This is a genomic window from Aliiroseovarius sp. (assembly GCF_965228805.1).
Lineage (GTDB): Bacteria > Pseudomonadota > Alphaproteobacteria > Rhodobacterales > Rhodobacteraceae > JASBTN01.
The window spans coordinates 2,688,084-2,713,840 of sequence record NZ_CBDDIE010000003.1 but is presented as its reverse complement, the minus strand read 5'-3'; the positions used below and the strand labels follow the sequence as shown (position 1 = coordinate 2,713,840).

23 protein-coding genes are annotated in these 25,757 nt (G+C 65.1%); 12 read left to right on the top strand and 11 right to left on the bottom strand.

Annotation, left to right across the window (positions count from 1 at the left end; genetic code table 11):
• Window positions 1-3: 3 nt before the first annotated feature.
• Window positions 4-3,483, bottom strand: coding sequence for a hypothetical protein (locus ACO07D_RS14330; protein ID WP_421703625.1), 3,480 nt, complete (start codon window positions 3,481-3,483; stop codon window positions 4-6).
• 155 nt (window positions 3,484-3,638) lie between these two features.
• Here ACO07D_RS14330 and ACO07D_RS14325 point away from each other — a divergent pair, with 155 nt between their 5' ends.
• Window positions 3,639-4,346: an SIMPL domain-containing protein gene (locus ACO07D_RS14325; RefSeq protein ID WP_421703624.1), complete on the top strand. Its 708-nt coding sequence runs from the start codon at window positions 3,639-3,641 to the stop codon at window positions 4,344-4,346.
• Between the two features lie 94 nt (window positions 4,347-4,440).
• Here the strand turns inward: ACO07D_RS14325 and ACO07D_RS14320 are convergent, their stop codons facing one another.
• Complete coding sequence (locus ACO07D_RS14320) at window positions 4,441-5,730, bottom strand: O-acetylhomoserine aminocarboxypropyltransferase/cysteine synthase family protein (RefSeq protein WP_421703623.1); 1,290 nt, start codon at window positions 5,728-5,730, stop codon at window positions 4,441-4,443.
• Window positions 5,731-5,961: 231 nt separating this feature from the next.
• Here ACO07D_RS14320 and ACO07D_RS14315 point away from each other — a divergent pair, with 231 nt between their 5' ends.
• A complete protein-coding gene (locus ACO07D_RS14315) occupies window positions 5,962-6,390 on the top strand; it encodes a BLUF domain-containing protein (protein ID WP_421703622.1) in 429 nt (142 codons plus the stop codon).
• Between the two features lie 169 nt (window positions 6,391-6,559).
• On the opposite strand, the gene ACO07D_RS14310 is transcribed toward ACO07D_RS14315, so the two are convergent.
• Complete coding sequence (locus ACO07D_RS14310; RefSeq protein WP_421703621.1) at window positions 6,560-7,561, bottom strand: hypothetical protein; 1,002 nt, start codon at window positions 7,559-7,561, stop codon at window positions 6,560-6,562.
• Window positions 7,562-7,656: 95 nt separating this feature from the next.
• On the opposite strand from ACO07D_RS14310, the gene ACO07D_RS14305 reads away from it, so the two are divergent.
• A complete protein-coding gene (locus ACO07D_RS14305) occupies window positions 7,657-8,067 on the top strand; it encodes a hypothetical protein (protein ID WP_421703620.1) in 411 nt (136 codons plus the stop codon).
• A gap of 125 nt (window positions 8,068-8,192) precedes the next feature.
• Here ACO07D_RS14305 and hppD read toward each other — a convergent pair whose 3' ends face one another.
• Window positions 8,193-9,305, bottom strand: a complete 1,113-nt coding sequence (hppD, locus tag ACO07D_RS14300) for a 4-hydroxyphenylpyruvate dioxygenase (protein ID WP_421703619.1) — start codon at window positions 9,303-9,305, stop codon at window positions 8,193-8,195.
• A 141-nt stretch (window positions 9,306-9,446) separates the two neighbouring features.
• Between hppD and ACO07D_RS14295 the strand changes: the two genes are divergently transcribed.
• From ACO07D_RS14295 to ACO07D_RS14285, 3 genes are all read left to right on the top strand, one after another.
• Window positions 9,447-9,902 carry an Lrp/AsnC family transcriptional regulator gene (locus ACO07D_RS14295; RefSeq protein WP_421703618.1) on the top strand — a complete coding sequence of 152 codons (456 nt, stop codon included), beginning with the start codon at window positions 9,447-9,449 and terminating at the stop codon, window positions 9,900-9,902.
• A 103-nt stretch (window positions 9,903-10,005) separates the two neighbouring features.
• Window positions 10,006-11,244: a PAS domain-containing protein gene (locus ACO07D_RS14290; protein ID WP_421703617.1), complete on the top strand. Its 1,239-nt coding sequence runs from the start codon at window positions 10,006-10,008 to the stop codon at window positions 11,242-11,244.
• 185 nt (window positions 11,245-11,429) lie between these two features.
• Window positions 11,430-13,283 carry a cation:proton antiporter gene (locus ACO07D_RS14285; RefSeq protein WP_421703616.1) on the top strand — a complete coding sequence of 618 codons (1,854 nt, stop codon included), beginning with the start codon at window positions 11,430-11,432 and terminating at the stop codon, window positions 13,281-13,283.
• Window positions 13,284-13,463: 180 nt separating this feature from the next.
• Here ACO07D_RS14285 and cobT read toward each other — a convergent pair whose 3' ends face one another.
• The gene (gene cobT, locus ACO07D_RS14280) at window positions 13,464-14,477 is read right to left on the bottom strand and encodes a nicotinate-nucleotide--dimethylbenzimidazole phosphoribosyltransferase (RefSeq protein WP_421703615.1); all 1,014 of its coding nucleotides are present in this window, start codon (window positions 14,475-14,477) and stop codon (window positions 13,464-13,466) included.
• 80 nt (window positions 14,478-14,557) lie between these two features.
• Here cobT and cobS point away from each other — a divergent pair, with 80 nt between their 5' ends.
• Window positions 14,558-15,334, top strand: a complete 777-nt coding sequence (gene cobS / locus ACO07D_RS14275; protein WP_421703614.1) for an adenosylcobinamide-GDP ribazoletransferase — start codon at window positions 14,558-14,560, stop codon at window positions 15,332-15,334.
• A gap of 142 nt (window positions 15,335-15,476) precedes the next feature.
• On the opposite strand, the gene ACO07D_RS14270 is transcribed toward cobS, so the two are convergent.
• From ACO07D_RS14270 to ACO07D_RS14250, 5 genes are all read right to left on the bottom strand, one after another.
• Entirely contained in the window at window positions 15,477-15,986 is a 510-nt protein-coding gene (locus ACO07D_RS14270; protein ID WP_421703613.1) for a CarD family transcriptional regulator, read from the bottom strand.
• Between the two features lie 301 nt (window positions 15,987-16,287).
• Window positions 16,288-16,620, bottom strand: a complete 333-nt coding sequence (fdxA, locus tag ACO07D_RS14265; protein ID WP_421703612.1) for a ferredoxin FdxA — start codon at window positions 16,618-16,620, stop codon at window positions 16,288-16,290.
• A 53-nt stretch (window positions 16,621-16,673) separates the two neighbouring features.
• Entirely contained in the window at window positions 16,674-17,045 is a 372-nt protein-coding gene (locus ACO07D_RS14260; RefSeq protein ID WP_421703611.1) for an RNA-binding S4 domain-containing protein, read from the bottom strand.
• Window positions 17,046-19,922, bottom strand: a complete 2,877-nt coding sequence (locus ACO07D_RS14255) for a helicase-related protein (RefSeq protein ID WP_421703610.1) — start codon at window positions 19,920-19,922, stop codon at window positions 17,046-17,048.
• 18 nt (window positions 19,923-19,940) lie between these two features.
• The gene (locus ACO07D_RS14250; RefSeq protein ID WP_421703609.1) at window positions 19,941-20,480 is read right to left on the bottom strand and encodes a tetratricopeptide repeat protein; all 540 of its coding nucleotides are present in this window, start codon (window positions 20,478-20,480) and stop codon (window positions 19,941-19,943) included.
• Window positions 20,481-20,745: 265 nt separating this feature from the next.
• Here ACO07D_RS14250 and ACO07D_RS14245 point away from each other — a divergent pair, with 265 nt between their 5' ends.
• Window positions 20,746-21,033, top strand: coding sequence for an SCP2 sterol-binding domain-containing protein (locus tag ACO07D_RS14245; protein WP_421703608.1), 288 nt, complete (start codon window positions 20,746-20,748; stop codon window positions 21,031-21,033).
• Between the two features lie 3 nt (window positions 21,034-21,036).
• Window positions 21,037-21,981 carry an alpha/beta fold hydrolase gene (locus tag ACO07D_RS14240; protein WP_421703607.1) on the top strand — a complete coding sequence of 315 codons (945 nt, stop codon included), beginning with the start codon at window positions 21,037-21,039 and terminating at the stop codon, window positions 21,979-21,981.
• Window positions 21,982-22,193: 212 nt separating this feature from the next.
• On the opposite strand, the gene ACO07D_RS14235 is transcribed toward ACO07D_RS14240, so the two are convergent.
• Window positions 22,194-23,096 (bottom strand): pirin family protein, encoded by a 903-nt coding sequence (locus tag ACO07D_RS14235; RefSeq protein ID WP_421703606.1) that lies wholly within the window; start codon window positions 23,094-23,096, stop codon window positions 22,194-22,196.
• A 67-nt stretch (window positions 23,097-23,163) separates the two neighbouring features.
• Here ACO07D_RS14235 and ACO07D_RS14230 point away from each other — a divergent pair, with 67 nt between their 5' ends.
• The 3 genes from ACO07D_RS14230 to ACO07D_RS14220 all read left to right on the top strand — a co-directional run bounded on the left by ACO07D_RS14230 (window position 23,164) and on the right by ACO07D_RS14220 (window position 25,712).
• Entirely contained in the window at window positions 23,164-24,210 is a 1,047-nt protein-coding gene (locus ACO07D_RS14230; protein ID WP_421705035.1) for an NAD(P)-dependent oxidoreductase, read from the top strand.
• Between the two features lie 3 nt (window positions 24,211-24,213).
• Window positions 24,214-25,059 (top strand): HalD/BesD family halogenase, encoded by an 846-nt coding sequence (locus ACO07D_RS14225; protein WP_421703605.1) that lies wholly within the window; start codon window positions 24,214-24,216, stop codon window positions 25,057-25,059.
• 173 nt (window positions 25,060-25,232) lie between these two features.
• On the top strand, window positions 25,233-25,712 hold the full coding sequence (locus ACO07D_RS14220; RefSeq protein WP_421703604.1) for a hypothetical protein: 480 nt from the start codon (window positions 25,233-25,235) through the stop codon (window positions 25,710-25,712).
• Window positions 25,713-25,757 lie beyond the last annotated feature (45 nt).

Here is a 25,757-nt window from a genome sequence, read left to right as displayed (position 1 = left end):
ACCTCAGCTGGGCACTTCCAGCGTGTGGTTGCGCCCGCCCTTTTGATAGATCAGCTTGTTGGTCGAGATCGAGGTGACCCGACCACCATCCAGACGATCCCCCACGCTGACCTTGATGAACCGCCCGGACGGCAGCCGCACCAGCGCACGGCGTGCGTTCGAGGCCCCGTAGACCCCGATCAGGTTGATCCGGCGCAGGTTCAGCGCACCGTCGATCGTGGCCTGATCCGCCACCGAAGCGCTGGTCGGGATCGACGGCTGGACCGAAGCGGTGGTCGCCACGGCGACCGACCCATCGGAATTGTCCTCGGCCCTTGCAACGATCTCGTCGAAATCCGCCGGGCGGCGATCCGGCCGCGGGGAATTGGCCACGGCGGAAGAGGTCGCGCCCGCCAGGGCCTCTTCGCTCAGCCCTTCGATGGCCGCCTCCACGGCGGCGTCCACGGTTTCAGCGTCCGGCGTGGCGGCTGCGACGGCGGCCAGGGCCGCCGGGCGGCGGGTCGGGCGGATCGCCGACAGCTCGTCACGCGACAACCCGCCAAGCGTGGCGCGCTCGTTGTTTTCGACCAGCCCTTCGGGGCGGCGGGTCGGACGGATGCGCGGAAGCTCCGGCGCGCCATCATCGGTGACCTCGGGCACGGCCGTGCCGGGACGGCGACCGGTGGTGACCTCGGGCGTGCCGCTGAATACCAGGATGCCATCCGGCGACAGCGCCCCGTCGGGCGTCGCACGCACCAAGCCGCGCTCGTCGAAATCGAAGGTCGTGCCCGGCGGGGCGGGCGCGGCAGGTAAAGCTGGTCGGCCTTGGCGCTGCCCTTCGCCCAGACGCGGCAGGGCGACCGGGTCGCGGCCCCGGATTTCCGGATCGATCGAGGCGATATAGATGTCACTGATCCGACCGCCCAACGGCGCCTCGGCCCCGTCCGGCGCACGCTCCCAGATGCCCGTGGCCGCGTAACGCGCCTCAGCGGCTTCGCGGTCCAACAGCTCGGGCACGAGCGGCAGCTCGGGCTCCGGCTCGACGACCGCCTCAGCGGCGGGATCTACGGCCGGTTCCTCCGGCGCCAGTTCCGCCAGTTCCTCAGGCGTGGGCTCCGGTTCCGGCGCCAGTTCGGGTTCCGGGGCAACTGCGACGTCTTCGGCAGGCAGTTCGGGCTCGGGTTCCGGGGCAAGTTCCGGCTCCACCTCAGCGCTGAACTCGGTGTCGGGCTGGTCGAACCGCGCCTGCGGCCCGTCCGAAAACGAGAACATCGACCACACCGCCGCCACGGCCATGGCCAGCAGCAAAAGCAGGGTCAGCGCCAGACCCAGGTGGCGCGGCTTGCCGCCCACGGAACCGGTCTGACGCGCGCCGAAGACGGTCATCGCCTCCGCCTCGCTGCGCTTGGGCGGCGGGGCAATTGCGGTGTCGGATTTCGCAGCGGGCGGAGGCGTCACGGGCTGTGTCGCCGCCTCGTTGCCCACGCCTGCGTCCTCTTTCGTCCGGCTCGCCAGGAAGGCTGCGAGCGCCGAAGGCTTGCCGGTCTCATCGGTCTTGGCCGCCGAGGTCGACGCCACCGCCGGGCGCGTGTCTGGCTTTGCGTCCGGCTTGGCGGATTTGCGTTCCACCCGGGCTGCGGCAGCGGCCTTGCCCGCGCGACCTGCCGCGCCCGTGATGCCCGCGATGCCCTTGCCCAGCCCCTTGCGCGCCGAAGACAGCAGCGCCTGGCCGGATTTGCCAGCGTCCCGCGCAATGGCCGCCCCGCGCTCCTTGACCTCGTTGGTCCGGGCGTGTTTTGCGGGCGGCTCGTCGGGCAGGCGATCCGCCGTGACCGGCACATCGGGCGCAGGTTTCGGCGCTTTGCCCGCATGGCCGCCCTTGTCTTCCGGTGCTTTCGGTGCGGCGGCATCCCGCTTCAGACCGGACAGGCCCGGCGCGCCCTTGGGCACGGCCCCGCGATCCACGGCGCCCAGGGCCGGGCGCGCATTGGCGGGTTTCGCCGATGGGGCCTCGGCGGATTTCTCCTCGACCGGTTTCTCATCGGTCGGCACTTCCGTCCTTTTCTCGTCGGTCGAGACGTCCACCTTTTCGGTCGGTTTCGTCGCGGTCGGCGCCTCGGCTTTCTTGGCAGGTTTCGCCTCGACCTCCTGTGCGGCGGTCTCAACCGGTTTCGACACCTCCGGCGCCTTCTCCGCCGCAGCCGGAGCAGCCCCCTCAGGCTTACCCCGGCGCGACGCGAAGGCCGGTGCGGGTTCCTCAGGTGCCTCAGCGAGTACGGTCGACGGGACCGATGTGATCTCGGCCTCTTTGGGCGTATCTTTCGATGCTTTGTTTTCGGAGACGGGGGGCTCGCCCGCATCCCCGTCCATCGCGGCCTTGGCAGTTGGCGCCGCAGATGTTTCCGAGGCCTTCGCCGCCTTCGCTTGCTTGCCACGCTTGGCTTTCGCCTTGCCCTTGCCCGAAGCCCTCTTGCCCTTGGCCGGGGTCGCGTCCTCAGGCAGATCGCGGATCACCGGGGTGATCGGCGGCAGGGCGGGTTCGTCATCCCCTTCGGCGGGGGGCGGCGGGAAGGGCGCGAGCAGCGCGTCGTCTGCCTCCGGTTCCGGCTCTGGGTCGGGGACATCGGCCAGCCGGTTCTCGAACTCTTCCAGCTCCTGAGCAGGCGCGGGGTCTTCGACCTGCATGAACGGGTCGAGCGCAAGATCTGGTTCCGGCGCGGCAATGGGTTCGGGCACCGGGTCCGGTGCAGTTTCGGGCGCAGGGTCCGAGACCTCCCCCGGCAGGTCCGGGAAGGGCGCCAGATCGACCTGCGGTTCTTCCGTCGGCGGTTCCTCGGCGAGGATCGGATCCTCCAGGCGCACGGGTTCGTCCAACGCTACCTCGGGCAACGCCTCTTCGGGTGCGGGCTCGGATATGGGCTCCGGGGCGGGCGCAGGGGCCTCCGCCACAGGGGCTGCGCCTTTCATCAGCGGCACGGATTTCTTGTCCCGCTCCACCTGCTGTGCGGGACCCAGCAGGGTCGAAGCAGCCCCGGTGCGACCAAAGAAAGCCTCACCCTTGAAAGTGCCGCGCTTGCCGCGCGCCACGTAGCTGACCGGGTTCATACGGTGTTCGGTTGCAAAGGCCTCGGCCTCGGCCAGGGTCTCGCGCGCCAGCACCGCCACGTGCACCTCGTCGCCCTCGGCCTGCCAGTCGAAGACCAGTTCGCCCACCTCATAGGGCGTTAGCCCTTCGAGCCCGGCGCGGATCTGCACCTCGCGGGTGATGTCGTCAGGCCCCGGCGCGGTGAGCGTGGTGAACAGGATCTGGCTTTCCGGAATGATCAGCTTGGCGGTAAAGCCCCCGGGCGACAGGTCGGCCGCGGTCTTGCGCAGCATCTCGATCTTGCCGGTCAGCTCCGGGTCATCCAGCGCCACGTCGCCCACCAGGGTCCAACCGCCCTTGGCGCGGTGAAACAGGCCGATGCCCTCGTGGCTGAGGTCCAGAGCAAAATTCGGTTTCATAGAGTGCCTTGCCTGCAAAATTCCCCTACGGAGGCGCATCCGCCGCCACCGCGTTGAAACTATAGCAGGTTTTTGCCCATGGGAAGGGTTCAGTCCCGCCGGGGCTTGGCAAGGGCGGGAAACAGCGCATCCTATGGACAGGAATGGAGGCAGATATGAGAAAAATCATTATGGGGCTGGCACTTGCGGCCAGTTGTCTTGTCGGCGCAGGCGCGGCTTTGGCCGAGGATGCAGCCCGTCGCATCACGGTAACCGGTGAGGGCGTGGCCCGCGCGGCGCCCGATATGGCCGTCCTGACCCTGGGCGTGCGCCATCAGGCGGCAACGGCGGCGGAGGCGCTGACGGCGACCAATGCGGGCGCGGCGGCAGTGCTGGCACGGCTTTCCGAGGCGGGCATCGCCGCGCGGGACATGCAGACCAGCGGCCTGTCCCTGTCGCCGATCTGGGACCGCTCGAATGACCACAACGTCCCGCCGAAGGTGGTCGGGTTCGAAGCCTCGAACACAGTGACCATCCGCGCCCGCGACCTGTCCGCCCTGGGCGGGATCCTGGATGCGGTCGTGGCGGACGGTGCCAATGAATTCAGAGGCTTGCAATTCACTCTTCAGGAACCGGGGCCGCTTGAGGCCTCTGCGCGCAAACTGGCCGTGGCCGACGCCATAGCCCGCGCCGCGCTCTACGCCGAAGCCGCCGGGCTGCGCCTGGGCCCGGTGATGGCGATCCGCGAGCCCTCGACCCAGACCACCCCGATGCCGATGATGCGGGCCGAGATGGCGATGGGCGATGCGGGTGGCGTGCCGATTGCACAGGGCGAGCTGGAGCTGCGCGCGGAAGTGGTAATGGAGTTCAAAATTACCAATTGATACCAATGCTTTGCGGCACGAAATTTACAAACTGAATCAATAGAAAACCCCGCCTCCTCCGAGGCGGGGTTTTCTTTCTCATAGGTGATGCCGATCAGGCGGTGGCGGCGGCCAGGGCCTGGTCCAGATCGGCGATGATATCCGCCGCGTCCTCGATGCCGATCGACAGGCGCACCACATTGGGCGCGGCACCGGCGGCCACCTGTTGCTCCGGCGACAGCTGACGGTGCGTGGTCGAGGCTGAGTGGATGATCAGCGAGCGCGCGTCGCCCAGGTTGGCGACGTGGCTGAACAGTTTCAGGTTGTCGACCAGTTTCACGCAGGCCTCGTAACCGCCCTTGACGGCAACCGTGAACAGTGCGCCCGCACCTTTCGGGCTGATCTTGTCCGCGAGCGCCTTGTAAGGCGAGCTGTCCAGACCGGCGTAGTTGACCGCCTCGATCCGATCATCCGCCTCCAGCCACTCCGCGACCTTCTGCGCGTTGGCTAGATGTTTCTCCATCCGCAGGGACAGGGTCTCGATCCCCATCAGCGTGTAATGCGCCGCCTGCGGGTTCATCGTCATGCCCAGGTCACGCAGCCCGATGGCGATCGAATGGAAGGTAAAGGCCATCGGCCCCAGCGCCTCGCCGAAGCAGAGCCCGTGATAGGCCGGTTCAGGCTTGGACAGCGACGGGAACTTGTCGTTCTGCATCCAGTCGAACTTGCCACTGTCGACAATGGCGCCGCCGGTCACCGTGCCGTTGCCGGTCAGGTATTTGGTGGTCGAATGCACGACCAGGGTCGCACCGAGTTCGATCGGGCGCACCAGGTAGGGCGTGGCCGAGGTGTTGTCGACCACCAGCGGAATGCCCGACTTGTCACCGATGGCGGCGATGGTCGGAATATCGGTCGGCACGCCCGCCGGGTTCGCCAGCGTCTCGCAGAACAGCGCGCGGGTGTTCTCGTCGATGGCGGCCTCGACCGCGGCCGGATCGTCGAAATCGACAAGCTTGGCTTCCCAGCCGAAACGCTTGAAGGTCTGGGTGAACTGGGTGACCGTACCGCCGTAAAGCTTGTTCGAGGCCACGATGTTCAGCCCAGGCCCCATCAGCGGGAACAGCGCCATGATCTGCGCCGCGTGCCCGGACGAGCAGCAGACCGCCCCTGCCCCGCCTTCCAGCGCCGCGATCCGGTTCTGCAGCGCACCAACCGTGGGGTTGGTCAGGCGCGAGTAGATGTAACCGACCTCTTCCAGATTGAAGAGCCGCGCCGCATGGGCCGCGTCTTTGAAAACGTAAGCGGTGGTCTGATAGATCGGCACCTGCCGCGCACCGGTAGCCGGATCGGGCTCCGCGCCCGCGTGAATTTGCAGCGTATCAAAGCCCTGGGGGGTATCGGTCATGGTCATCTCCCTGAATTCATTCCGGCGCAGCGTATTGGCTTCATGCGCAGGCTTCAACGGGGGTTTCGCGGTTCGGGAGGATGATCGCCCCATATGCAAAAGGTGGATTTCCGTTCCGATTTGCAGCCAACTTGCAGAACACCCTTCGCGCCCCTCCCCCAGAAGACCAGTATTCAGGAATAATCGGCCTTCTTGGCGCAAGATGGCGTCAATTTTACTTTGGAGGATTTCATGCCCCTGTCCTATCTGATCTACCACAGCCGCGCACTGCTGCCCCCCGATCCCGGCTTTCACAACGACATCCTGGAGGCGTGCCAGCGTAACAACGCCCGGCTCGGCGTGACCGGTTTTCTGCACCGGGAAGAGGACTTCTTCGTGCAGTATCTGGAGGGCGAAGCGGAAGCGCTGGAGGCCATCCTGCCGCGCATCAAGTCCGATCCACGCCACAGCAACTTCACCGTCGTGGCCGAAGGCGCCCTGGTCTTGCGCCAGCTACCCGACTGGCAGATGGGCTTCGTTGATGGCGATCAGCTGTCGCTGGTCGAACTGGTCGGGGTCGAAGATGGTCAGATCCGCATCAAATCCGCCGATCCGATGGAGCTTGTCGATTTCGTCGTCTCCAACGCCGACCGCCTCTGTGGCGCGGTCATGGCGGCCTGAAACACCACCTGCACCCGCGACGCCTGCCTCTTTATCTTGCCTGAAATATCCCCGCCGGAGGCAAGAAGGTGGAGCGTGGCGACGCCGCGCGCCAGCGCGGCACCCCCGGTGATCGAAAAGGAGGGTCCGCGCAGCGGGCCCGACGTTCGGGCGCAAACCCGCGCATCTCTCACCGCATCCAGAACCCTTCACGCTTGATCTGGTTGCGGATCTGCTGTTCGCGCCTGGGCAGGTTCTCGCGGTCGAACATTGCGCGCACCTTCTGCCCGCGCCCCTGGTAGATCATGCGCAGCATCGGCTCGTATTCCTTCAGCACCTTCTTGATCTTGTTGGGGGCCGCGACTTCCTCCAACACCTCGATCACCCGGTCGCTTTCGCGGGCATACATCAGGGGCAGGATACGCCAGTGGCAGGTCACGTCGCCGTCCAGCCCGGCCAGCTCCGGCCCCGGACGTCCGCCGCCGAAACTGGCCACCACCAGCGGCAGTGCGATCTGGTCGAGCCAGGGGTAGAGCTGCTGGCAGACCAGCTCCTCGGGCCGGTCATCCTCGATGGCCCGGGCATAGTCCAGGAACCGTCGGCCGAACTCCCGCGGGCACGGGCCAAAGAACCAGCCCGCGTTGAAATACATGTAGCGCTGCCAGTATTCGTCAGGCTGGGACAGGTCCAGGGTGGGTTCGAACGCCAGATCGAACTTGTCATAGAGCGATTTCCAGATCGCGCCATAGCCCGGCCCGTAAAGCTCGATCGTCGGCCAGGTATTCTCGCGTTTCATCGAGGCCGAAGGGCGGTCGAAATCGAACGCCACCTCCGACAGCGGCCCCGTCACCAACGTATCGGTGTCGAAGAAGACGAAAGGCTCCCCTTCGGGCAGGGCCAGCAGCCCTTCGATCTTGTTGCCGTTGGGGTAAGGCCCGCCGAACACCGGCGTCTCGAAGGGCACGATTTCCGCACCCAGTGCCTCCAGGGCCTTGCGAATATGGTCCGGCAGGCGCGGATCCTGCTCCCAACGCGGGCCCGGCCGGGGTTCGCCGACCAGCAGACGGCCCTTGAAACCCGGGTCAGACTGCTTAAGTGAGGCCGCGAACAACAGGGCCTCGTAGCCTAGGCGCCCGGCCTGTGCCACGATGAAGATGTTGAACTCAGGACGCTTTTTCGCTGATCGTGCCATCGTCTTTTGCCTGCCCGGATTTTTTCTGCCACTATACGGCGGAACGGGCCGCATGGGAATGCGGCGCATGCGATTTGCCCCAAGGAGGGACTCGAATGAACTGGAAGACAGGCCTGATGGCCGCCGCCCTGCTCGCGGGTCCCGCCATGGCGCAGCAATTCACCTCGGCCGCCGAGGTCAAGCCGATGCTCGCGGCGACCAAGGACCGTTGGGTTGCGGTGCGCGAATATGACGGGCGCGACCTGCTCTATTTCACCAACCTCCTGGCCTGGCGCTGCGGCATGGATCGGATTTTCTATTCGGTGAACGGCGGGGCGGAAACCGCCCTGGATTCCGAGCCCTGCTATATGGACGAAGCGGTGCCCAATGCACAGAAGGCCGAGAACCATCTGCCCTTCCTCAGCTTCCCGCTCGGGTCCGTGAACGCCGTCTCCGTGCGCGTGCTTTACGATGATGGCAGCGAGGATGCGGGCAGCTACCAGCGCGGCGCGATCCTGATCCAGTAACCCGGTTCATCCAGACCTGACAAAAGCAAATGGGCGCCCGCTCTCCACGGACGCCCACCCGAGCGGGGCGCAGCCCCGTGAGTGATCGAGCCTGCGCGGGCACCGCGCAGACCGTTTGACTGCGCTTACTCCGCCGCGGTGCCTTTGGCTGCCGACAACTCGCCCTTCTCGATCTGCTCACGCTCGATCGACTCGAACAGCGCCTTGAAATTGCCTTCGCCGAACCCGTCATCCCCCTTGCGCTGGATGAACTCGAAGAAGATCGGCCCGATCACGGTTTTCGAGAAGATCTGAAGCAGGCATTTCGTCTCGCCCCCGCCGACGACGCCTTCGCCATCGATCAGGATGCCGTGTTTCATCATCGCCTCCTTGGGCTCATCATGCCCGGCGACACGCTCGTAGGACATGTCGTAATAAGCCTCATTCGGGCCCGGCATGAACTTCAGCCCACGTTCCGCAATCGCATCGACCGAGGCATAGATGTCATCCGTGCCCACCGCGATATGCTGGATGCCCTCACCCTTGTATTTCTTGAGGTAAGCGACGATCTGGCCTTCCTCGCCCCGGTCCTCGTTGATCGGAATGCGGATCTTGCCGCAGGGCGAGGTCAGCGCGCGGCTGAGCAGACCGGTGTACTTGCCCTGGATGTCGAAGAAACGGATTTCGGTGAAGTTGAACAGATCACCATAGAACTTGAACCAGACATCCATGTTGCCCTTGAACACATTGTGGGTCAGGTGATCGAGGTAATAGAAGCCCACGCCCTTGGGGTGCGCCTTGTCGACCCAATCGAATTCCTCGTTATAGGCACAGGTGTCGTAATACTGGTCAATGAAATAGATCAGGGAGCCACCGATGCCGTAGATCGCGGGCACATCCATCGCCTTGCCAGGGCCTTCATAGGGTTCCGCACCCATCTTGACCGCGTGGTCGAAGGCGTGCCGCGCGTCCACCACCCGCCAGCCCATCGAGGGCGCGCAGGGGCCGTGTTCGGCGATGAATTCCGCGGCATGGCTGCCCGGCTCCATGTTGATCAGGTAGGAGACATCGCCCTGCTGCCACAGCTCCACCGCCCGGGTCTTGTGGTTGGCGGCATGGACAAAGCCCATGCGGGTGAACAGGTCACGCAGCTCCTGCGGCTCCGGGTGGGCAAACTCGACAAACTCAAACCCATCGGTGCCGGCGGGGTTTTCATCCGAGATCGTGGCGCGCGGGGCATCATGCGGGAAGGGGCCCATGGGTATCTCCTGTAACATGTTAAGCGTCTCTCGGGTCATTTTGACGCAGGCCACGCGGGAATTCCGCGCGTTTACCCGTCAAAACCCCGTGAGTTTTGCGGCAATCCCGCATAGAATGCCCAAAACACGCGAGAGGCACGCATGCTCGACAATACCGACTCACGGCTTCTGGACGCGCTCCAGAAGGACGCCCACCTGACCGCCCAGGAATTGGGCGAGCGGCTGAACCTGTCCGCCTCCCAGGCCGGGCGGCGGCGCCAGCGGCTTGAGGACCAGGGCTATATCCTGGGTTATGCGGCGCGGCTGGACCCGACCCGGGTCGGGCTGCATGTGCAAAGCTTCGTTCAGGTGCAGATGGCCAGCCACGCGCCTGAAACCGCCCGCGCCTTTGCCCAACTCATTGAGGCGCGGCGCGAGGTAATCTCGGCCTGGACCCTGACCGGCGAGGCCGATTATCTCCTGCGCGTCTATTGCGAGGATCTGCCGGCGCTGAACCAGCTCATCCACCAGGTTTTATTGCCCCATCCAGCGGTTGCGCGGGTGCAAAGCCAGATCGTCATGGACCAGCTGAAACCGGACGCCCCCCTGCCGACATGAGAGGTCTTGGGCCTGCGCTTTACCTTGGGGAAGTTAACCTTCCGAAAAGCCTTATGCGTTAGAGATTCGGGGCAACAAATCTCAATGCGATTGGAACAGTCCCGTGTCTTTTGTCGACCGCCGCCTGCCGAACCGCCCCACCTCGGGCGAGGCACCGTTTACCCTGGATGAAACCTTCTTTTCCCGCACCGATGACCGCGGCGTTATCAAGGCCGGCAACTATATTTTCTACCGCGTCGCCGGGTTCGAATGGGAAGAGATGCTGGGCGCCCCCCACAAGATCATTCGCCACCCGGACATGCCGCGCGGCGTGTTCTGGCTGTTGTGGGACAGGTTGAAAAAGGGGCGCTCGGTCGGCGCCTATGTCAAGAACCGCGCCAAGGATGGGCTGTATTATTGGGTCTATGCGGTGATGGTCCCGTGGGGGGGCGGGTTCCTGTCGGCACGCCTCAAACCTTCCAGCCCGCTTTTTGATCAGATGCAGGGGGAATACGCCGATCTGCGCGCGGCGGAAGAGGCCGAGGGGCTCAGCCCCGAGGAAAGCGCGAACCGCCTGCTGGTCCGCCTGCAGGAGATCGGCTTCGAGGAATATCACCAATTCGCCACCCATGCGTTGAGCACCGAACTGACCGCGCGCCACCAGGGGCTCGGCCTCAGCCCGGATCCGCGCGTGCAGGAACTGATGCAGATGCTGGGCAATGCCAAAGACCTGTTCACCCAGACCGAAGGTTTGATCCGCGAATTCGATGCCATGCGCACGATCCCGCACAACCTGCGTGTGATCGCCTCACGGCTGGAACCGACCGGCGGGCCGGTGACCACCTTGTCCCAGAACTATGGCGCGATGTCGCGTGAGATGTCCGACTGGTTCTCGCATCACGTGCTGGGCAAGGACAGCAACTTCGCCACCATCAAGGGCAGCGTGACCCATTCGCTGTTCCTGGAATGCATGGCGCGCGTGCTGCAGGATTGCGACGGGCAGTTGAACAAGGAAAGGCGTGACCTCGGCGGCGTCGACATCGACAAGGAGCGGCAGATTCTTGCCAAGATGGTCAAGGAATACGCCGAAAAGTCGCGCCGCGGCCTGCGCGATGTGCATGACGAGGCGGACCGCATCCTGAAGGCCTGCGATATCATGCACCGCCATGTGTTGGGACTCAGCTCGACCCGGGTGATGTGCAAGATCGAAAGCGCGCGCCTGCCTGTCGCCGGCGAGGCATTGACCGATATCATCGCGCAGCTCGGTGTTTTTCAGGAACGCATCACCGGGCAGTTGGACCGCATCGCCGCCCTGTCCAACAGCATTCGCGGGCTGGAGGGAACCGCACCTGTCGCGGGTTGATCCCGCGCGCCTGCCCCCGGTCCTTACCTGGCCCTTGGACGGAGTTTGGATGGCACAGAGCCCGCCTGACGATCAGGATCGCCCGTTGATCGGCACTGGTTCTCGGCGTCCTCCGCCCGCCCGGGGGCTGTCCCTGCCCCCACTCCACCATTGCCAAGCCCGGCGCCCCTTGCGATATCGACCTCATGGAGAGCTTTCTTTTTCAAGCCACGATCTACCTGGGTGCCGCGGTCATCGCGGTGCCGCTGGCCTCGCGCCTGGGGTTGGGAAGCGTGTTGGGATACCTGCTGGCCGGGATCATGATCGGCCCGGTCCTGGGGCTGGTCGGCACCGAAACGCAGGACCTTCAGCATTTCGCCGAGTTCGGCGTCGTCATGATGCTGTTCCTGATCGGGCTGGAACTGGAACCCCGCGCGCTCTGGGACATGCGCCACCGGCTCCTCGGGCTGGGAGGCCTGCAGATCACCGTGACCATGGGGCTGATCACCACCGCGCTCTGGGCTGTGGGGCGTCCCCTGCCCGAGGCCATCGCGATCGGCATGATCCTGGCGCTCAGTTCGACCGCCATCGTGTTGCAGACCCTGACCGAAAAGGAGCTGATGCCCACCGGCGGCGGGCGGGCCAGCTTTTCGGTCCTGCTGACCCAGGACATCGCGGTCATTCCGATGCTGGCGGTGCTGCCCCTGCTGGCGCTGCACTCGGGGCTGCACGCGGGTGACGATCATGCCAGCCTGTCCCTGGTCGAAGGCCTGCCCGGTTGGGGCGTGACCCTGGTCACGCTGGGCGCGGTCGGCGCAATCATCCTGGGCGGCATCTACCTGATCCGCCCGCTGTTCCACTTCATCGACACCGCCCGTCTGCGGGAGATGCACACCGCCTTCGCGCTGTTGATCGTTGTCTCCATCGCCGTGGTGATGAACGCGGTTGGCCTGTCCCCCGCGCTTGGCACCTTCCTGGCTGGTGTGGTGCTGGCCAACTCCGAGTTTCGCCACGAGCTGGAAAGCGACATCCAGCCCTTCAAGGGGCTGCTTCTGGGCCTCTTCTTCATCACCGTCGGCGCCGGGATCAATGTCACGGCCTTCCTGGCTGCCCCAGGCCAACTTCTGTCGCTGGCCCTGACGCTAATGGCGCTGAAAGGCGCTGTGCTGTTTGCCCTGGGCAAGCTCTTCGGCCTCAAGGGGCGCGATGTCTGGCTGTTTACCCTGGGGTTGGCACAGGCCGGTGAATTCGGCTTCGTCCTGACCAGCTTCGGCCTGCAACAGGGGGTGGTTCAGGGGCCGATGGCCAACGGGCTCCTGATGGTCATCACCCTGTCGATGCTGCTCACCCCGCTCTTTTTCATCTTCCACGCCATCCTGTCGAAATACCTGGTTGAACACCGCAGCCAGGATCCCCATGACGAGATCGACGAAACCCACAGCGTGATCATCGTCGGCGCCGGGCGGTTCGGGCAGGTGGTCAACCGGCTGGTGCGCTCGGCCGGGTTCGACACCACGGTTCTGGACAATAACCTGAGCCGGATCAAACAGCTGCGCCGGTTGGGGGTTAAGGGCTTCTATGGCGACCCGACCCGTCCAGAGCTGCTCAATGCCGCCGGGCTTGCCACGGCCGAGGTGCTGGTGGTGACGGTGAACAACCCCGCGGCCGCCACCCGCATCGTGCGCCACGCCCGCCAGGCACGCCCCGATCTGCATATCGTCGTGCGCGCCGCCGGGCGGACCCATGTCTATGAGCTCTACAAGGCGGGCGCGAATGACATCGTGCGCGAGCTCTTCGACAGTTCCCTACGCGCCGGGCGCTATGTGTTGGAGAACATCGGCCTTTCCGATTTCGAGGCCAGCGAGGTCGAGCGCATGTTCTTCAAGCACGACCGTTACACGATCCGCGAGCTGGCGCATCTTTGGGACCCGAACACACCGATGGCCGAGAATGAGAGCTACGTTCAGCGTGCGATGGAGCTTGAGAAGGACATGGAAACCGCGCTGCTGACCCAGCTCTTCTCCGAGGATCCCGACAAGGGCGACAAATCCGGCGGGTGAACCCCGAGCCGCGCAGCGGCGAGGGCCACCCACTGACCGGCAGCGGTTCGAACGAACCGCGAGAGGTGGCGGCAAAATTATTGAATAATTTTCACCTGCGGGGCCGTGGCCGCGCTGCGCGCGGCTTCGTGGGGCCAGCACGGCCCCACGGGTGCTTCGTAGCAACCTGGCGTAGTGGCCTCAGCCGTCGCTGACCCCGGCCTCGGCAAAGGTCGCCATGCCCGAATGACAGGCCAGCGCGCCTTTCAGGATGCCAATGGCCAGTGCCCCGCCAGAGCCTTCGCCCAAGCGCATGCCCAGCCCCAGGATCGGGTCCTTGCCCAGCGCATAGAGCACCTTGCCATGGGCCGCCTCGGCCGACACATGCCCGGCCACGGCGTGGTCCAGAGCCCCGGGCACGGCGCGTTCCAGGCAGGAGGCCGCGGCGGTGCAGATGAACCCGTCCAGGATCACAGGAATACCCTCGACGCGAGCGCGGGCAATGGCACCGGCCATGCCTGCCAGTTCCCGCCCACCCAGGCAACGCAGCGCCTCAAGTCCGTTGTCGACCGCCTGCGGGTTGGCCGCGACACCTTCGGTCACAACCTGGGTTTTCAAGGTCAATCCGGCATCATCCACACCGGTCCCGCGCCCGGTCCAGTCACTGGCCGTTTCGCCAAACAGCGCGTGCGCAATCGCCGCTGCCGAGGTGGTATTGCCGATGCCCATTTCGCCCACGACCAGCAGGTCGGCCGCCGCATCCACCGCGTTCCATCCGGTGGCCAGGGCCGCGACGACCTCGTCTTCGCTCATCGCGGGGCCGGTCGTGAAATCCGCCGTCGGCGTGTCCAGCGACAGGGCGTGCACATCCATCGAGGCGCCAAAGGCCTTTGACAGCTGGTTGATCGCTGCGCCACCGTGTTGGAAGTTCAGCACCATCTGCTCGGTCACCTCGGCCGGGAAGGCCGAGACACCGCGCGCCGTGACGCCGTGGTTGCCGGCGAAGACGATGACTTGCGGGCGTTCCATCGTGGGACGGCCATTGCCGACCCAGCTCGCGTACCAGATCGCCAGCTCTTCCAGCCGACCCAGCGCGCCCGGGGGCTTGGTCAACTGGCCATTGCGCTCCTCGGCCGCGGCCTTCGCCGCAGTGTCCGGCCCCGGCGCGCCCTCGAGCTGCGCCTGAAATTCCGCCAAAGTCGCAAACGGTGCCATGCCCGCCTCCCCGATTGATTCCATCCCTCGCAGTGTTTACCGATGCGGGGACACAGCGACCAGCCCCGGGGGACATATCCATGACGGAACGCGACATGCGCCTGGCCACGCCCGGCGATATTCCGGCGGCCCTGGGGCTGTTGACCCGCCTGCCGATCACGGTGGATTTCGCCCGCGCCCAGGCGCGCGGCGCACAGGCCGCCTGGGCCTGGCCCCTGGCGGGCGCATTGGTGGGGCTGATCGCGGGGATGGTCGGCCTGGCCACGTGGTCCCTGGGCGTGCCACCGGGTTTCGCCGCCGGGCTTGCCCTGGTCACCCAGGCCATGCTGACAGGCGCCATGCACGAGGATGGGCTGGCGGATACCGCCGACGGGCTCTGGGGCGGATACACCCGCGAGCGACGGCTTGAGATCATGAAAGACAGCGCCATCGGCGCCTATGGCACGATTGCCCTGGTGCTCTCGCTGCTCCTGCGTTTCGCCGCGCTGTCTGCGCTCTTTGCCACGGGCCAGGCCGTCCTGGCGCTGATCGCCGCGGGCGCCCTCAGCCGCGCCGCCATGGGCGTCCTCATGTCCAGCCTGCCCAATGCGCGTGGAGAGGGCCTGTCCGACAGTGTCGGCCGCCCGCCTCGCACCACCGCCGCCCTTGGACTGGGCCTCGCCCTGACCCTAAGCGTGCTGCTGAGCGGCCCCGCCGCCTGGCTTGCCTCAACCCTGGCCGCAAGCCTTGCCGCCTTCGCCCTCGCGTCAATCGCCAAAGCAAAAATCGGCGGGCAGACCGGCGACATCCTGGGCGCGACCCAACAGGTGACCGAGATCGCCGCCCTGGCCGCCTTCGCCACCCTCGCAACCGGGTAACACGCCCAAGCGGGGCCGCACGGCCCCGCGAGCAAACATGCGTGCGCGGGCACCGCGCACTCCGCGTACCCGCGCAAAAGAAAACCGCCGCACCCGGTAGGGCACGGCGGCTTTCGAAATCGTCAGGGCGGATCTGGCCGGATCAGGCGGCGCGCGAGGTCAGCACGTCATCGACCTTCTTCTGCGCAGCGAGCTCGTCGCCACCGCCCACGGCGGCCACTTCGCGGGTCAGACGCTCCAACGCGGCTTCGTAAAGCTGACGTTCGGAATAGCTCTGCTCGCGCTGGTCATCGTTGCGGTGCAGATCGCGTACCACTTCGGCAATGGCGATCAGGTCGCCCGAGTTGATCTTCTGTTCGTATTCCTGGGCACGGCGCGACCACATGGCGCGTTTCACCCGGGCCTTGCCCTTCAGCGTGTCCATCGCCTTCGACACAACGTCGGGCGAAGACAGGCTGCGCATGCCCACTTCGGTGGCCTTGTTGGTCGGCACGCGCAGGGTCATCTTGTCCTTTTCAAAGGAAATCACGAAAAGCTCCAGCTGGAGGCCGGCGATTTCCTGTTCCTCGATCGAGATGATCTTGCCGACCCCGTGGGCCGGGTAGACGACGAACTCGTTGGGACGGAAATCAAGCTTCTTGGCTTTGCTCATGGATGGTCTTCCTCTTGCGACCCGCGTCTCCAGAGCGACAAAAACGCCCCGGGGATACGAACATACCCCCTGGCGTCCCTATCGATTTTTCCGGATCTGATCGGGCGGCTGGCCGCGCGCCCCATCTCAGGTCTTCGGTTTCATTTCACTTAACAACATACCACAAAAACCGACCTCTTTCAAATCGCCGCAGCGCAGAGAGGGCGGGTTTTGCCGCTTTTCCGGGCCATTCCCCGGTTTTTGTCATCTGTCCGTCACCGAATCCGCTCAGTCTTGGGCGAATCACCTCAGACAGCCGCGCTCAACCGCCAGGCGCTTCCGAGAAGTATTTCTCGCGCTTGCCCTCTTCGCCGTCGCGCTCCTCGGCCTCGGGCAGTGGGTCCTTGCGTTCGACGATCACCGGCCAGAGTTCCGAGTATTTCCGGTTGAACTCGACCCATTCCTCCATCCCGGCCTCGGTGTCCGGGCGGATCGCGTCGGCGGGGCATTCCGGCTCGCAGACGCCGCAGTCGATACACTCGTCGGGGTGGATCACCAGCATGTTCTCGCCCTCGTAGAAACAATCCACGGGGCAAACCTCGACACAGTCGGTGTATTTGCAGGCGATGCAGTTATCCAGGACGACGTAGGTCATAAAGGCACCTATTGAGAGCTTCGTTGCGCACGGGCTTATGCCAGAGCGCCGGATCAATCAAGCCGGGTCGGGTCGTAAAGACGTGCGTTGCGACGATCTTTCCCGCTCGGACGTCCCTTTCCCTCGAAACGCGGGGCTTGGGGACGTTTTTCCTCTTCCGGGGTCAGATCCTCGTACAACGTCTGCGCTTCCGGCACGGGACCGCGGCGGTCTGACAGAGACGTGATCCTGACCACGCGAATCCGGCGACCTTGCGGGAAGGTCAGAACATCGCCAGGCCCAACCCCATGGGCGGGCTTGGCGACCTTTTCGGAATTAACCCTCAGATGGCCCGCCGAGATCAGTTTCGTGGCCAGGCCGCGCGTCTTGAAGAACCGCGCGTGCCAGAGCCACTTGTCGGCGCGCATTGTGGGCTTGGGGTCCATTTAGGACTTGTCCTTCAACCCCATCAGCGCAGCGGCAAAGGGGTTGTCCGGGTCGATGGCCTTTTCCTTTTTCGGCGGGCGCGACTGGAAGGTTTTCGGCTTGTTGCCACCGCCACGATCATCACGACGGCCTTTCGGCTTGCCGCCCTTCGGACCACCCTTGCCACGCGGCTTGTCGCCCTGCTTTCGGTCGCCCTGCCCCTGCTGGCCCCGGCGCCCCTGCCCGCCCTGACGACGGCCGAAACCGCCCCAGGTGAAGGTGTAGAAGACTTCCATCACCGGCTCGGCAGGATCGGTGGCGGGATCAGCAGCGACCTCACCCTCGGCAACAGCGTCGCCCTCGGCGGGTTTTGCTTCCGGTTCAGCGGCTTGCGCCTCTTCAGCCGGTGCGGCTTCGGCTTCCGGCGCGGCCTCGGCGGGCGTTTCCTCGGCAGCCTCAGCCGGTTTGACCTCTTCCGCCACCGCATCTTTCGCGGGCGTCTCTGACGGACCTTTGACCTTCTCGCGTTCGCCCTTCTCGGCCTTGTAGCCCAGACCCTGCATCAGGTCGGCGAACTGTTCCAGCGTCATGCCGGTGATCGACAGCATGTCGGCCTTGGCCTCGAACCCACCGCGGCTGTCTTCGGCGCGCAGCTGGTCGGCCAGGCGTTCCAGCATGTCGATGCGGATCGCCCGTTCACCCGCGGCGCGGTAGCCGGCCCGGGTATAGGTCGCAGCTTCGATCGCGGGCAGCGCGGGAATGGTCACCAGGCCCGGCGGCGGCGCCTCCGGGAACTCGTCCAGCCCTTCGAACAGCGAGGTCAGCACCAGGCGCAGGCGCGTCGGCGCGGGCTTCAGCAGAAGCGGCATGAAGATGGTGAACTGGCCGAAGCGAATACCGTGTTTGCGCAGCGAACCGCGCGCATCCTGATCCAGCGCCTTCACGTCCTGGGCCACCTGGTCACGCGGGATAATGCCCAGCGCCTCGACCATCTGGAAGGCAAAGCCACGGGCCAGCCCCACCAGGGTCTCGTCCTTCTGCAGCGCTTCCAGCGGTTCGAACAGGGCCGAGACCTTGCGGTCGATGAAATGCTGCAACCGGCGGGTGACCTTTTCGGCCACGTCGGCACCGGCCTCGTCATCGACGAAAGCCTGCACGCGCGGTTTCAGCACGTCGTCGCCCTTCACCAGCTTGCCCACCGCATGTTCGCCCCACATGAGGCCACCCTGTTCGGTGAAATCCAGCTCGGTATCGGGCGCGTTGTAGAAACGGTCCGCACGCAGATGGAACTCCGGCGCCAGCGCCTGGAGCGACGCCGCCCGCAGGGTCTTTGCCTCTTCGGGGGTTGCAGCCTTATCCTGGCTGAACCGGAACCCTTCCAGACGGCCGACGAATTCGCCTTCCACCGTCACTTCACCCTTGTCGTTCACGTCGGCCACAAGGCCCTCCTTCTGCTTCAACCGGCGCAAAAGCACAGATGTGCGCCGGTCAACAAATCGTTTGGTCAGCGCCGTATGCAGCGCGTCTGACAGGCGATCTTCTACAGCACGAGTCTCGCCCCGCCAATGGGTTACATCGCCCAACCAGTCGCGACGCTGCGCTACATAGGTCCATGTGCGGATATATGCCAATCGTTTCGACAATGTGTCGATGTCGCCATCCGTGCGGTCGATGCGCTTGACCTGGCGCGCGAACCAATCCTCTCGCACCGCGCCGCCCTGATGCAAGTCGTTGAAAATGTTCCCCAAAAGTGAGGCATGTTCGGCATGCGAGATGCCGCGAAAGTCCGGCACCCGGCAGACATCCCAGAGCAGACGCACGGACTGACCGTCACTTGCGCGGGCCATGACTTCGGTCTCTTGCGACAGGGCTTTCAGCGCCAACAGATCATCTGCGTCACGAGCGCGCATCAGCCGATCATGGTCTGTGGAAGCTTCCAGCGACTGGATCAGCCGCTCGATAGAGCCGAACTCAAGCCGCGGATTGCGCCAGTTGAGTTTCTTCAGCGGGGTGAATCGGTGCTCGGTAATGGCCTCGACCACTTCGGGGTCCAGCTCACGCGCCTCCCCGGTCACGCCGAAGCTGCCGTGGTTCATGTGCCGCCCGGCCCGGCCAGCGATCTGAGCCAGTTCGTTGGGCGCCAAGGGGCGCATGCGGCGGCCGTCGAATTTCGTCGTGGCGGAAAAGGCCACATGGTTGATGTCCAGGTTCAGCCCCATGCCGATGGCATCGGTGGCGACCAGGTAATCGACGTCGCCGTTCTGATACATCGCCACCTGGGCATTGCGCGTGCGCGGGGACAGCGCGCCCATGACCACGGCCACGCCGCCCTTCTGGCGGCGCATGAGTTCCGCAATGGCATAGAGGTTTTCGACCGAGAACCCCACGATGGCAGACCGCGCGGGCATGCGGCTGATCTTCTTTGACCCACCGTAGGCCAGTTCGGAGAACCGTTCGCGGCGGGTGAATTGCGCCTCTGGCACAAGGGCGGCGATGGCGCCACGCATGGTGTCGGCCCCCATGAACAGCGTCTCATGGGTGCCGCGCGCACGCAGAAGCCGGTCGGTAAAGACATGGCCGCGTTCGGGATCGGCACAAAGCTGGATCTCGTCCACCGCCAGGAAATCCGTGCCCATGCCCTCGGGCATCGCCTCGACCGTGCAGACCCAATATTGGGCGCGCTCCGGCACGATGCGTTCCTCGCCGGTGACAAGAGCAACCACATTGGGCCCGCGCTTGGCGACGATCCGGTCATAGACCTCCCGCGCCAGCAGGCGCAGCGGCAACCCGATCACGCCAGTGCGATAGCCCAGCATGCGTTCGATCGCGTAATGGGTCTTGCCGGTGTTCGTCGGCCCCAGAATCGCGGTGATTCTGGATTGGGATGTGCCCATCATCCTGCCCTTTCCGGCCTGTCAGATTTCTTTCAGCAGCACCGCTTCCAGCCGCGCCACGGCCTCTTTTATGTCGGGGGCGTGGGGATGTATAGCAAGGGCGCGCCGATAGACCTGCAAAGCGCGACGGGGCTGGTCGGTTTCTTCGAGGATCACCGCCAAGCCCGAAATGGCGCGGTAATGGCGCGATTCCAAGGCCAGGGCGCGCTGCAGATCGGCCAAGGCCGGGCCGACCCGGCCCGTGAGGTAATAGGCTGTGGCACGGGCATACCAGCCCTCGGCAAACTCCGGCGCGTGATCCGTGAGCGCGGTCAGGTGTTCCACCGCGTCCCCGGGGCGGTCATCCTGCATCGCCAGGCGGCCACGCTCCAACAGCAGATCCATTGCCGGGGATCCCGATTGCGCCAGGAGCCGGTCCAGTTCGACCTCGATCACTTCCCAACTGTCCTCCTCCGCCTGGGCCAGTTGCGAGAACAGCTCATCCACCCGCTCAGGCGCCTGTTGCGCCAGGGCAGGAAGCGGCAAGAGAAATGCCAGGGAAATGACGGCCGCACGGATCATGGCATCAGCCTAGCGGGTTGGCCTGCCTCAGACCAGCGCTGCGTGTACACGGGGCGGTGAGCACGTGGCGGTGCACCGTTGCTCCGCTTTCGGCGAAATGCCGCCGGAACCTTTCACAAGGGTTTACGTTCGCGTAAACGCCGTTGCGTCACAACCCCATTTCCCATACGTCACCTGACAGGCGAGGCTCTTTGCGCTGTTACAACCCTGCGCTAGACTCAGCCCGAACAGGCCGACTTCCCGGCCCCTTAACGGAGGAATGCACGTGAGCGACGTGATCAACGCGGCGGTGGCCGCTCTGACCGAAAAACTGGCCGGTGGCTTCGACGGTTCCGCGAAATTCGTCATCGAAGGCGAAGGCGCGATCGTGGTGGATGCCGATGGCGTGCGCGCCTCGGACGAAGAGGCCGCCGTGACCCTGACCGCCGATGCCGACGCGTTCCAGGAAATGCTGGCGGGCGAGCTGAACCCGACCACCGCCTTCATGACCGGAAAACTGTCGGTCGATGGCGACATGGGCCAGGCCATGCAGCTGGGCAGCCTTCTGAGCTGACTTATGGAGCGCGCCCCGCTGTTTGACGACATCGCCGAAGGCCCGCCCGGCGGCGAGGCCTTCTGGCTGACCACTTCGGACGGGGTGCGCATCCGGGTCGGGCTCTGGCCCGGCCCCGCCGAGGCGGCCTGCAAGGGGACCGTTCTGCTGATCCCCGGTCGCACCGAATATATCGAAAAATACGGCCCCGCTGCCGACGATTTCGCCCAGCGCGGTTTTGCCACACTGGTGATCGACGTGCGCGGCCAGGGGCTGGCGGATCGCGCGGACAGCGACCGCAATCTGGGGCACGTGACCCATTTCGACGAATATCAGCTGGATATCACCGCCATGGTTACGGCGGCAGGTGAGCTGGGCCTTCCCGAACCCTATTACATGCTGGGCCACTCCATGGGCGGCTGCATTGCGCTGCGCGCGCTTTACGACGGCGTGCCGGTAAATGCAGCGGCCTTCTCGGCACCAATGTGGGGGATCCAGATCTTCCCCCCTGAACGCCCCATCGCCTGGGCCCTGTCCTGGCTGACCCACAAGACCCGCGCCGGCCGTTTCTATGCGCCGCACAGCCAGCAACAAACCTATGTGCTGGCCAATCCGTTCGACGGCAACAACCTGACGCGCAGCCGCGAGATGTACGAGTTCATGCAACGCCAGGCCCGCGCCCATCCCGAGCTCTGCCTGGGCGGCCCGTCGCTGGCCTGGCTCTATGCCGCGCTGCGCGAGATGGCGGCGCTTTCGCGGCGCCCTGCCCCCGCGCAGCCAGCAGTCACCTTCCTGGGCTCGGCAGAGAAAATCGTGACCCATAGCGCCATTCGGCAGCGCATGGCGGGTTGGACCAATGGCACGCTGGAGGTCTTCGAGGGCGCCGAGCACGAGGTGCTGATGGAAGGTCCCGAGCTGCGCGCACGTTGCTATGACGCCTGCGCAGCGCTGTTTTCGGCGCATCGCTAAACCAGGAAAATTCTTCGAAGAATTTTGATACAGGGGGGCCTCGCTTCGCTCGGCAGGGGGCTCTGCCCCAAGGCGCGTTCCGCGCCTTTCCCCGGGATATTTTCGGAAAGATGAAGGGCGTAAGGCGCTTTTGCCCCGGCGGGGTGGGAGGCCACGCGCCATCCGCATGCGTATGGCCAGCCAGGGTGGGCGCCGGGGCGAAAGCGCCTTCTTCAGCGGATGAAGCTGCCCTCGCGCAGGTCGCGCATCGCCTCGCGCAGCTCGTCCTTGGTATTCATCACAATCGGCCCGTGCCAGGCCACCGGCTCGCGGATCGGGGCACCGGCCACCAGCAGAAAACGCACCCCCTTTTCGCCCGCCTGCACGACGACCTCGTCCCCCGCGCCAAAGCGCACCACGGTGCGGTTGCCGGACATGTCGCGGATATGCACCTCCTGTCCGGCCACTTCCTTTTCAAGCAGCACGCCAGTGGGGACACCCGCATCGGCAAAGGTCCCGGCCCCTTCGAACACATAGGCGAAGGCCTGGCGCCGGGTGTCGATCGGGAACCGTTTCCTGACCCCGGCAGGCACGGAAATATCCAGGTAGAGCGGATCGGCCGCAATCCCGTCCACCGGGCCGCGCCTGCCCCAGAACTCGCCGACCACGACACGCACCACGGTGCCGTCATCCTCGTGGATCTCCGGAATCTCGACCGCGGGCACATCCTGATAATTCGGTGCGGTCATCTTCAGATCGCTGGGCAGGTTGGCCCAGAGCTGGAACCCGTGCATCTGGCCCTTGGCATTCGCCAGTGGCATTTCCTGGTGCATGATGCCCGACCCCGCGGTCATCCACTGGATGTCACCCGGTTTCAACAACCCGGTATTGCCCAGGCTGTCCTGGTGTTCGACCTCGCCGGCCAGGACATAGGTAATCGTCTCGATCCCGCGATGTGGATGCCAGGGGAAACCGGCATTGCTCTTCTCTGGATCGTCATTGCGGAAATCGTCGAACAGCAGGAACGGGTCATAGGCTTCGGGCTCGTGAAAGCCGAAGGCGCGGTGCAGGTGCACGCCTGCGCCCTCCATGGTGGGTTGGGCCAGGGCTTCGGACAGGACGGGACGGATGGACATGGGCATCTCCTTTCGGTCTCAAGGTAGTTTCGCGCGCGGATGCGCACAATGAGCCCCTCCGCGCAACATCACAGCAAAAACGCACAGGAAACTTTGTCGCAAACACGGGCGACCTGTCGCAAATGGCGCGCCAGCATCGAATGAGACTCACAGGGAGACAACACATATGAAAATCGGTTTCATCGGCTTGGGCAATGTCGGCGGCAAGCTCTCGGGCAGCCTTCTCAGGAATGGCGTGGACCTGACCGTGCATGACCTGGACGCAGGCCTGGTGCAGAGCTTCGTCAACAAGGGGGCCAAGGCGGCCGAGAGCCCCGCCCAGCTGATGCGCGACTGCGATGCGGTGATCACCTGCCTGCCCTCGCCCGCCGCCTCCGACGCGGTGATGGCCGAGATGCTGCCGGAGGTGACTCCAGGCAAGATCTGGATGGAGATGTCCACCACCGACGAGGCCGAGGCCCGGCGCCTTGGCGAAATGGTCATCGCACGTGGTGGCGCGGCGGTGGACTGTCCGGTTTCGGGCGGATGTCACCGGGCGGCAACCGGCAATATCTCGATCTTCGCGGGTTGCGACCGGGCGACCTTCGAACGCATCCTGCCGATCCTGACCACCATGGGGCGGCGCATCCTGCATACGGGCGAACTGGGCTCAGCCTCGATCCTGAAGGTGGTGACCAACTACCTGGCCACCGCGCATCTGATTGCGAATGCCGAGGCACTGGCGGTGTCCAAGGCCGCCGGCATGGACCTGAACGTCGCCTTCGAGGCGATCCGCATCAGCTCCGGCAACAGCTTCAGCCATGAGACCGAAAGCCAGGTGATCCTGAATGGCTCGCGCGACATTTCCTTCACCATGGACCTGGTGAAGAAGGATATCGGCCTGTTCCAGGCTGTCGCAGATCGAGCGGGCGTGCCGGTGGAGCTGAACCCGAAGATGATCGAGATCTTCGACGATGGCATTGCGCGTTATGGCGAGCGCGAGCTCAGCCCCAACATCATCAAGCGGCTGGAAGAGGCCACCGGTCTGGACATTCTCGCCCCGGGCTTCCCACCCGAGATGCTGGATGATGAACCGGAAGAAGCCGGGCATGAAGTTGTTCCGAAAAGGGGGTAAACCATGCAGTTGATCGACCTCGGCAAATACCCGATCGACCTGCCCGAAAGCCCGGCCTATGCGCGCATGTTGTCGGATGTGCAGGGGGATCTGGCGCAGGATGGCTGTGCCGTGCTGAAGGGGTTTCTGACCTCGGAGGGCGTGGCCGCCTGTGTGGCCGAGGCAGATGGGGTGGCGGATCGGGCGCATGCCTCGGGGTCGCGCACCAATGTCTATTTCAGCCAGCCCGATGACAGGCTTCCTGCGAGCCACCCGGTAAACCGGTTCTTCGACCGCTCGAACGGGTTCGTCGCGGCGGACAATTTCGCCAAGGACGGGCCGCTAAGGCAGGTGCATGATTTCCCGGGCTTCGACGATTTCATCCGCCAGGCCCTGAATGAGTCGGAGGCGCGGTTCTTTCGCTATGCCGACCCTTTGGCCGATGTGATCGTGAATACCGCAGGCGCGGGAAACGGGTTTCCCTGGCATTTCGACACGAACAACTTCACCGTGACGCTGGCGTTGCAGAATGCCGAGGCCGGGGGCGAGTTCGAGTATGCGCCCAACCTGCGATCGATCCAGGGGGGCGGCGAAGAATTCGCGGCGGTCCAGGCGGTTCTGGACGGGGAACGTGATCAGGTGCGCAGCCTGGTGCTGGAGCCGGGCGACTTGCAGCTGTTTCGTGGGCGTTACTCGTTGCACCGGGTGGCGCCGCTCAAGGGCAAGCGGGCGCGGCATGTGGCAATTTTCTCCTATGTCGAAATGCCGGACATGGTGGGCAGCCCGGAGCGCACGCGCCAGCTCTATGGCCGGGTGTTGCCGGTGCATCTGGAACGCGCCGGGCAGCGGGCGGATGAATACATGGACTGACCGGGCCGGGATCCGTGAGGATTATTGAACAGGCTTGATAAAGGGGGCCACGCGCGGGGCCCGGCGGGGTGGGAGGCCACAGCACCCGCCACGGGCGCTCCGCATGTTGGGCGGGAGCCGGGTCGCGCGTGTGGCCCCTTTCCCCCGTCTGCGCCACGGGCTACACAATGGCCATGACCGATACCGTCCTTGCCACGCTTTCCGCCGCGCCCGCCCGCCGCTGGGTCTCGACCACCTTGATCTTTGTCCTGGCCGTCATCTTCCTGGCGCTTGCCGCCACCTCGCCGGTGGCCGGTCCTGTGCAGCGACTGCTGCTTGCGGCTTTGGGCCTGGCGAGCCTTTGGGTTGCCACGCACTCCCTGCGTGGTCAGGGGCGCAGCCTGGTTCTGACCGAAAGCGTGCTGATGGACAGCCAGGGCGCGATCCTTGCCCATGTGGACGAGATGCGCGCGGTCGATCGCGGCGCCTTCGCCTTCACACCTTCCAACGGGTTCATGCTGCGCCTTACCCGCCCGCAGCCGCGCGCCTGGGTGCCAGGGCTTTACTGGCGCATCGGTGACCGGCTGGCCGTTGGCGGTGCCACCAACCCGGCCGAGACGCGCAACATGGCGGACCGGATCGGCCTTCTGCTTGCAGAGCGTGACACGCAGTGACGCAAGGCCCCACCTGACCGAAACGGCTACGCCCGGGGCGACGAT

What these genes read in the sequence shown, in the direction of transcription:
- hppD (WP_421703619.1), bottom strand. Translation starts at nt 9,305, where the DNA reads ATGGGCCCCTTCCCGCATGATGCCCCGCGCGCCACGATCTCGGATGAA.
- fdxA (WP_421703612.1), bottom strand. Translation starts at nt 16,620, where the DNA reads ATGACCTACGTCGTCCTGGATAACTGCATCGCCTGCAAATACACCGAC.
- ACO07D_RS14305 (WP_421703620.1), top strand. Translation starts at nt 7,657, where the DNA reads ATGAACTGGAAGACAGGCCTGATGGCCGCCGCCCTGCTCGCGGGTCCC.
- ACO07D_RS14235 (WP_421703606.1), bottom strand. Translation starts at nt 23,096, where the DNA reads ATGTCCATCCGTCCCGTCCTGTCCGAAGCCCTGGCCCAACCCACCATG.
- ACO07D_RS14250 (WP_421703609.1), bottom strand. Translation starts at nt 20,480, where the DNA reads ATGATCCGTGCGGCCGTCATTTCCCTGGCATTTCTCTTGCCGCTTCCT.
- ACO07D_RS14325 (WP_421703624.1), top strand. Translation starts at nt 3,639, where the DNA reads ATGAGAAAAATCATTATGGGGCTGGCACTTGCGGCCAGTTGTCTTGTC.
- cobS (WP_421703614.1), top strand. Translation starts at nt 14,558, where the DNA reads ATGACGGAACGCGACATGCGCCTGGCCACGCCCGGCGATATTCCGGCG.
- ACO07D_RS14225 (WP_421703605.1), top strand. Translation starts at nt 24,214, where the DNA reads ATGCAGTTGATCGACCTCGGCAAATACCCGATCGACCTGCCCGAAAGC.
- ACO07D_RS14315 (WP_421703622.1), top strand. Translation starts at nt 5,962, where the DNA reads ATGCCCCTGTCCTATCTGATCTACCACAGCCGCGCACTGCTGCCCCCC.
- ACO07D_RS14220 (WP_421703604.1), top strand. Translation starts at nt 25,233, where the DNA reads ATGACCGATACCGTCCTTGCCACGCTTTCCGCCGCGCCCGCCCGCCGC.
- ACO07D_RS14310 (WP_421703621.1), bottom strand. Translation starts at nt 7,561, where the DNA reads ATGGCACGATCAGCGAAAAAGCGTCCTGAGTTCAACATCTTCATCGTG.
- ACO07D_RS14295 (WP_421703618.1), top strand. Translation starts at nt 9,447, where the DNA reads ATGCTCGACAATACCGACTCACGGCTTCTGGACGCGCTCCAGAAGGAC.
- ACO07D_RS14330 (WP_421703625.1), bottom strand. Translation starts at nt 3,483, where the DNA reads ATGAAACCGAATTTTGCTCTGGACCTCAGCCACGAGGGCATCGGCCTG.
- ACO07D_RS14285 (WP_421703616.1), top strand. Translation starts at nt 11,430, where the DNA reads ATGGAGAGCTTTCTTTTTCAAGCCACGATCTACCTGGGTGCCGCGGTC.
- cobT (WP_421703615.1), bottom strand. Translation starts at nt 14,477, where the DNA reads ATGGCACCGTTTGCGACTTTGGCGGAATTTCAGGCGCAGCTCGAGGGC.
- ACO07D_RS14255 (WP_421703610.1), bottom strand. Translation starts at nt 19,922, where the DNA reads ATGATGGGCACATCCCAATCCAGAATCACCGCGATTCTGGGGCCGACG.
- ACO07D_RS14260 (WP_421703611.1), bottom strand. Translation starts at nt 17,045, where the DNA reads ATGGACCCCAAGCCCACAATGCGCGCCGACAAGTGGCTCTGGCACGCG.
- ACO07D_RS14240 (WP_421703607.1), top strand. Translation starts at nt 21,037, where the DNA reads ATGGAGCGCGCCCCGCTGTTTGACGACATCGCCGAAGGCCCGCCCGGC.
- ACO07D_RS14270 (WP_421703613.1), bottom strand. Translation starts at nt 15,986, where the DNA reads ATGAGCAAAGCCAAGAAGCTTGATTTCCGTCCCAACGAGTTCGTCGTC.
- ACO07D_RS14320 (WP_421703623.1), bottom strand. Translation starts at nt 5,730, where the DNA reads ATGACCGATACCCCCCAGGGCTTTGATACGCTGCAAATTCACGCGGGC.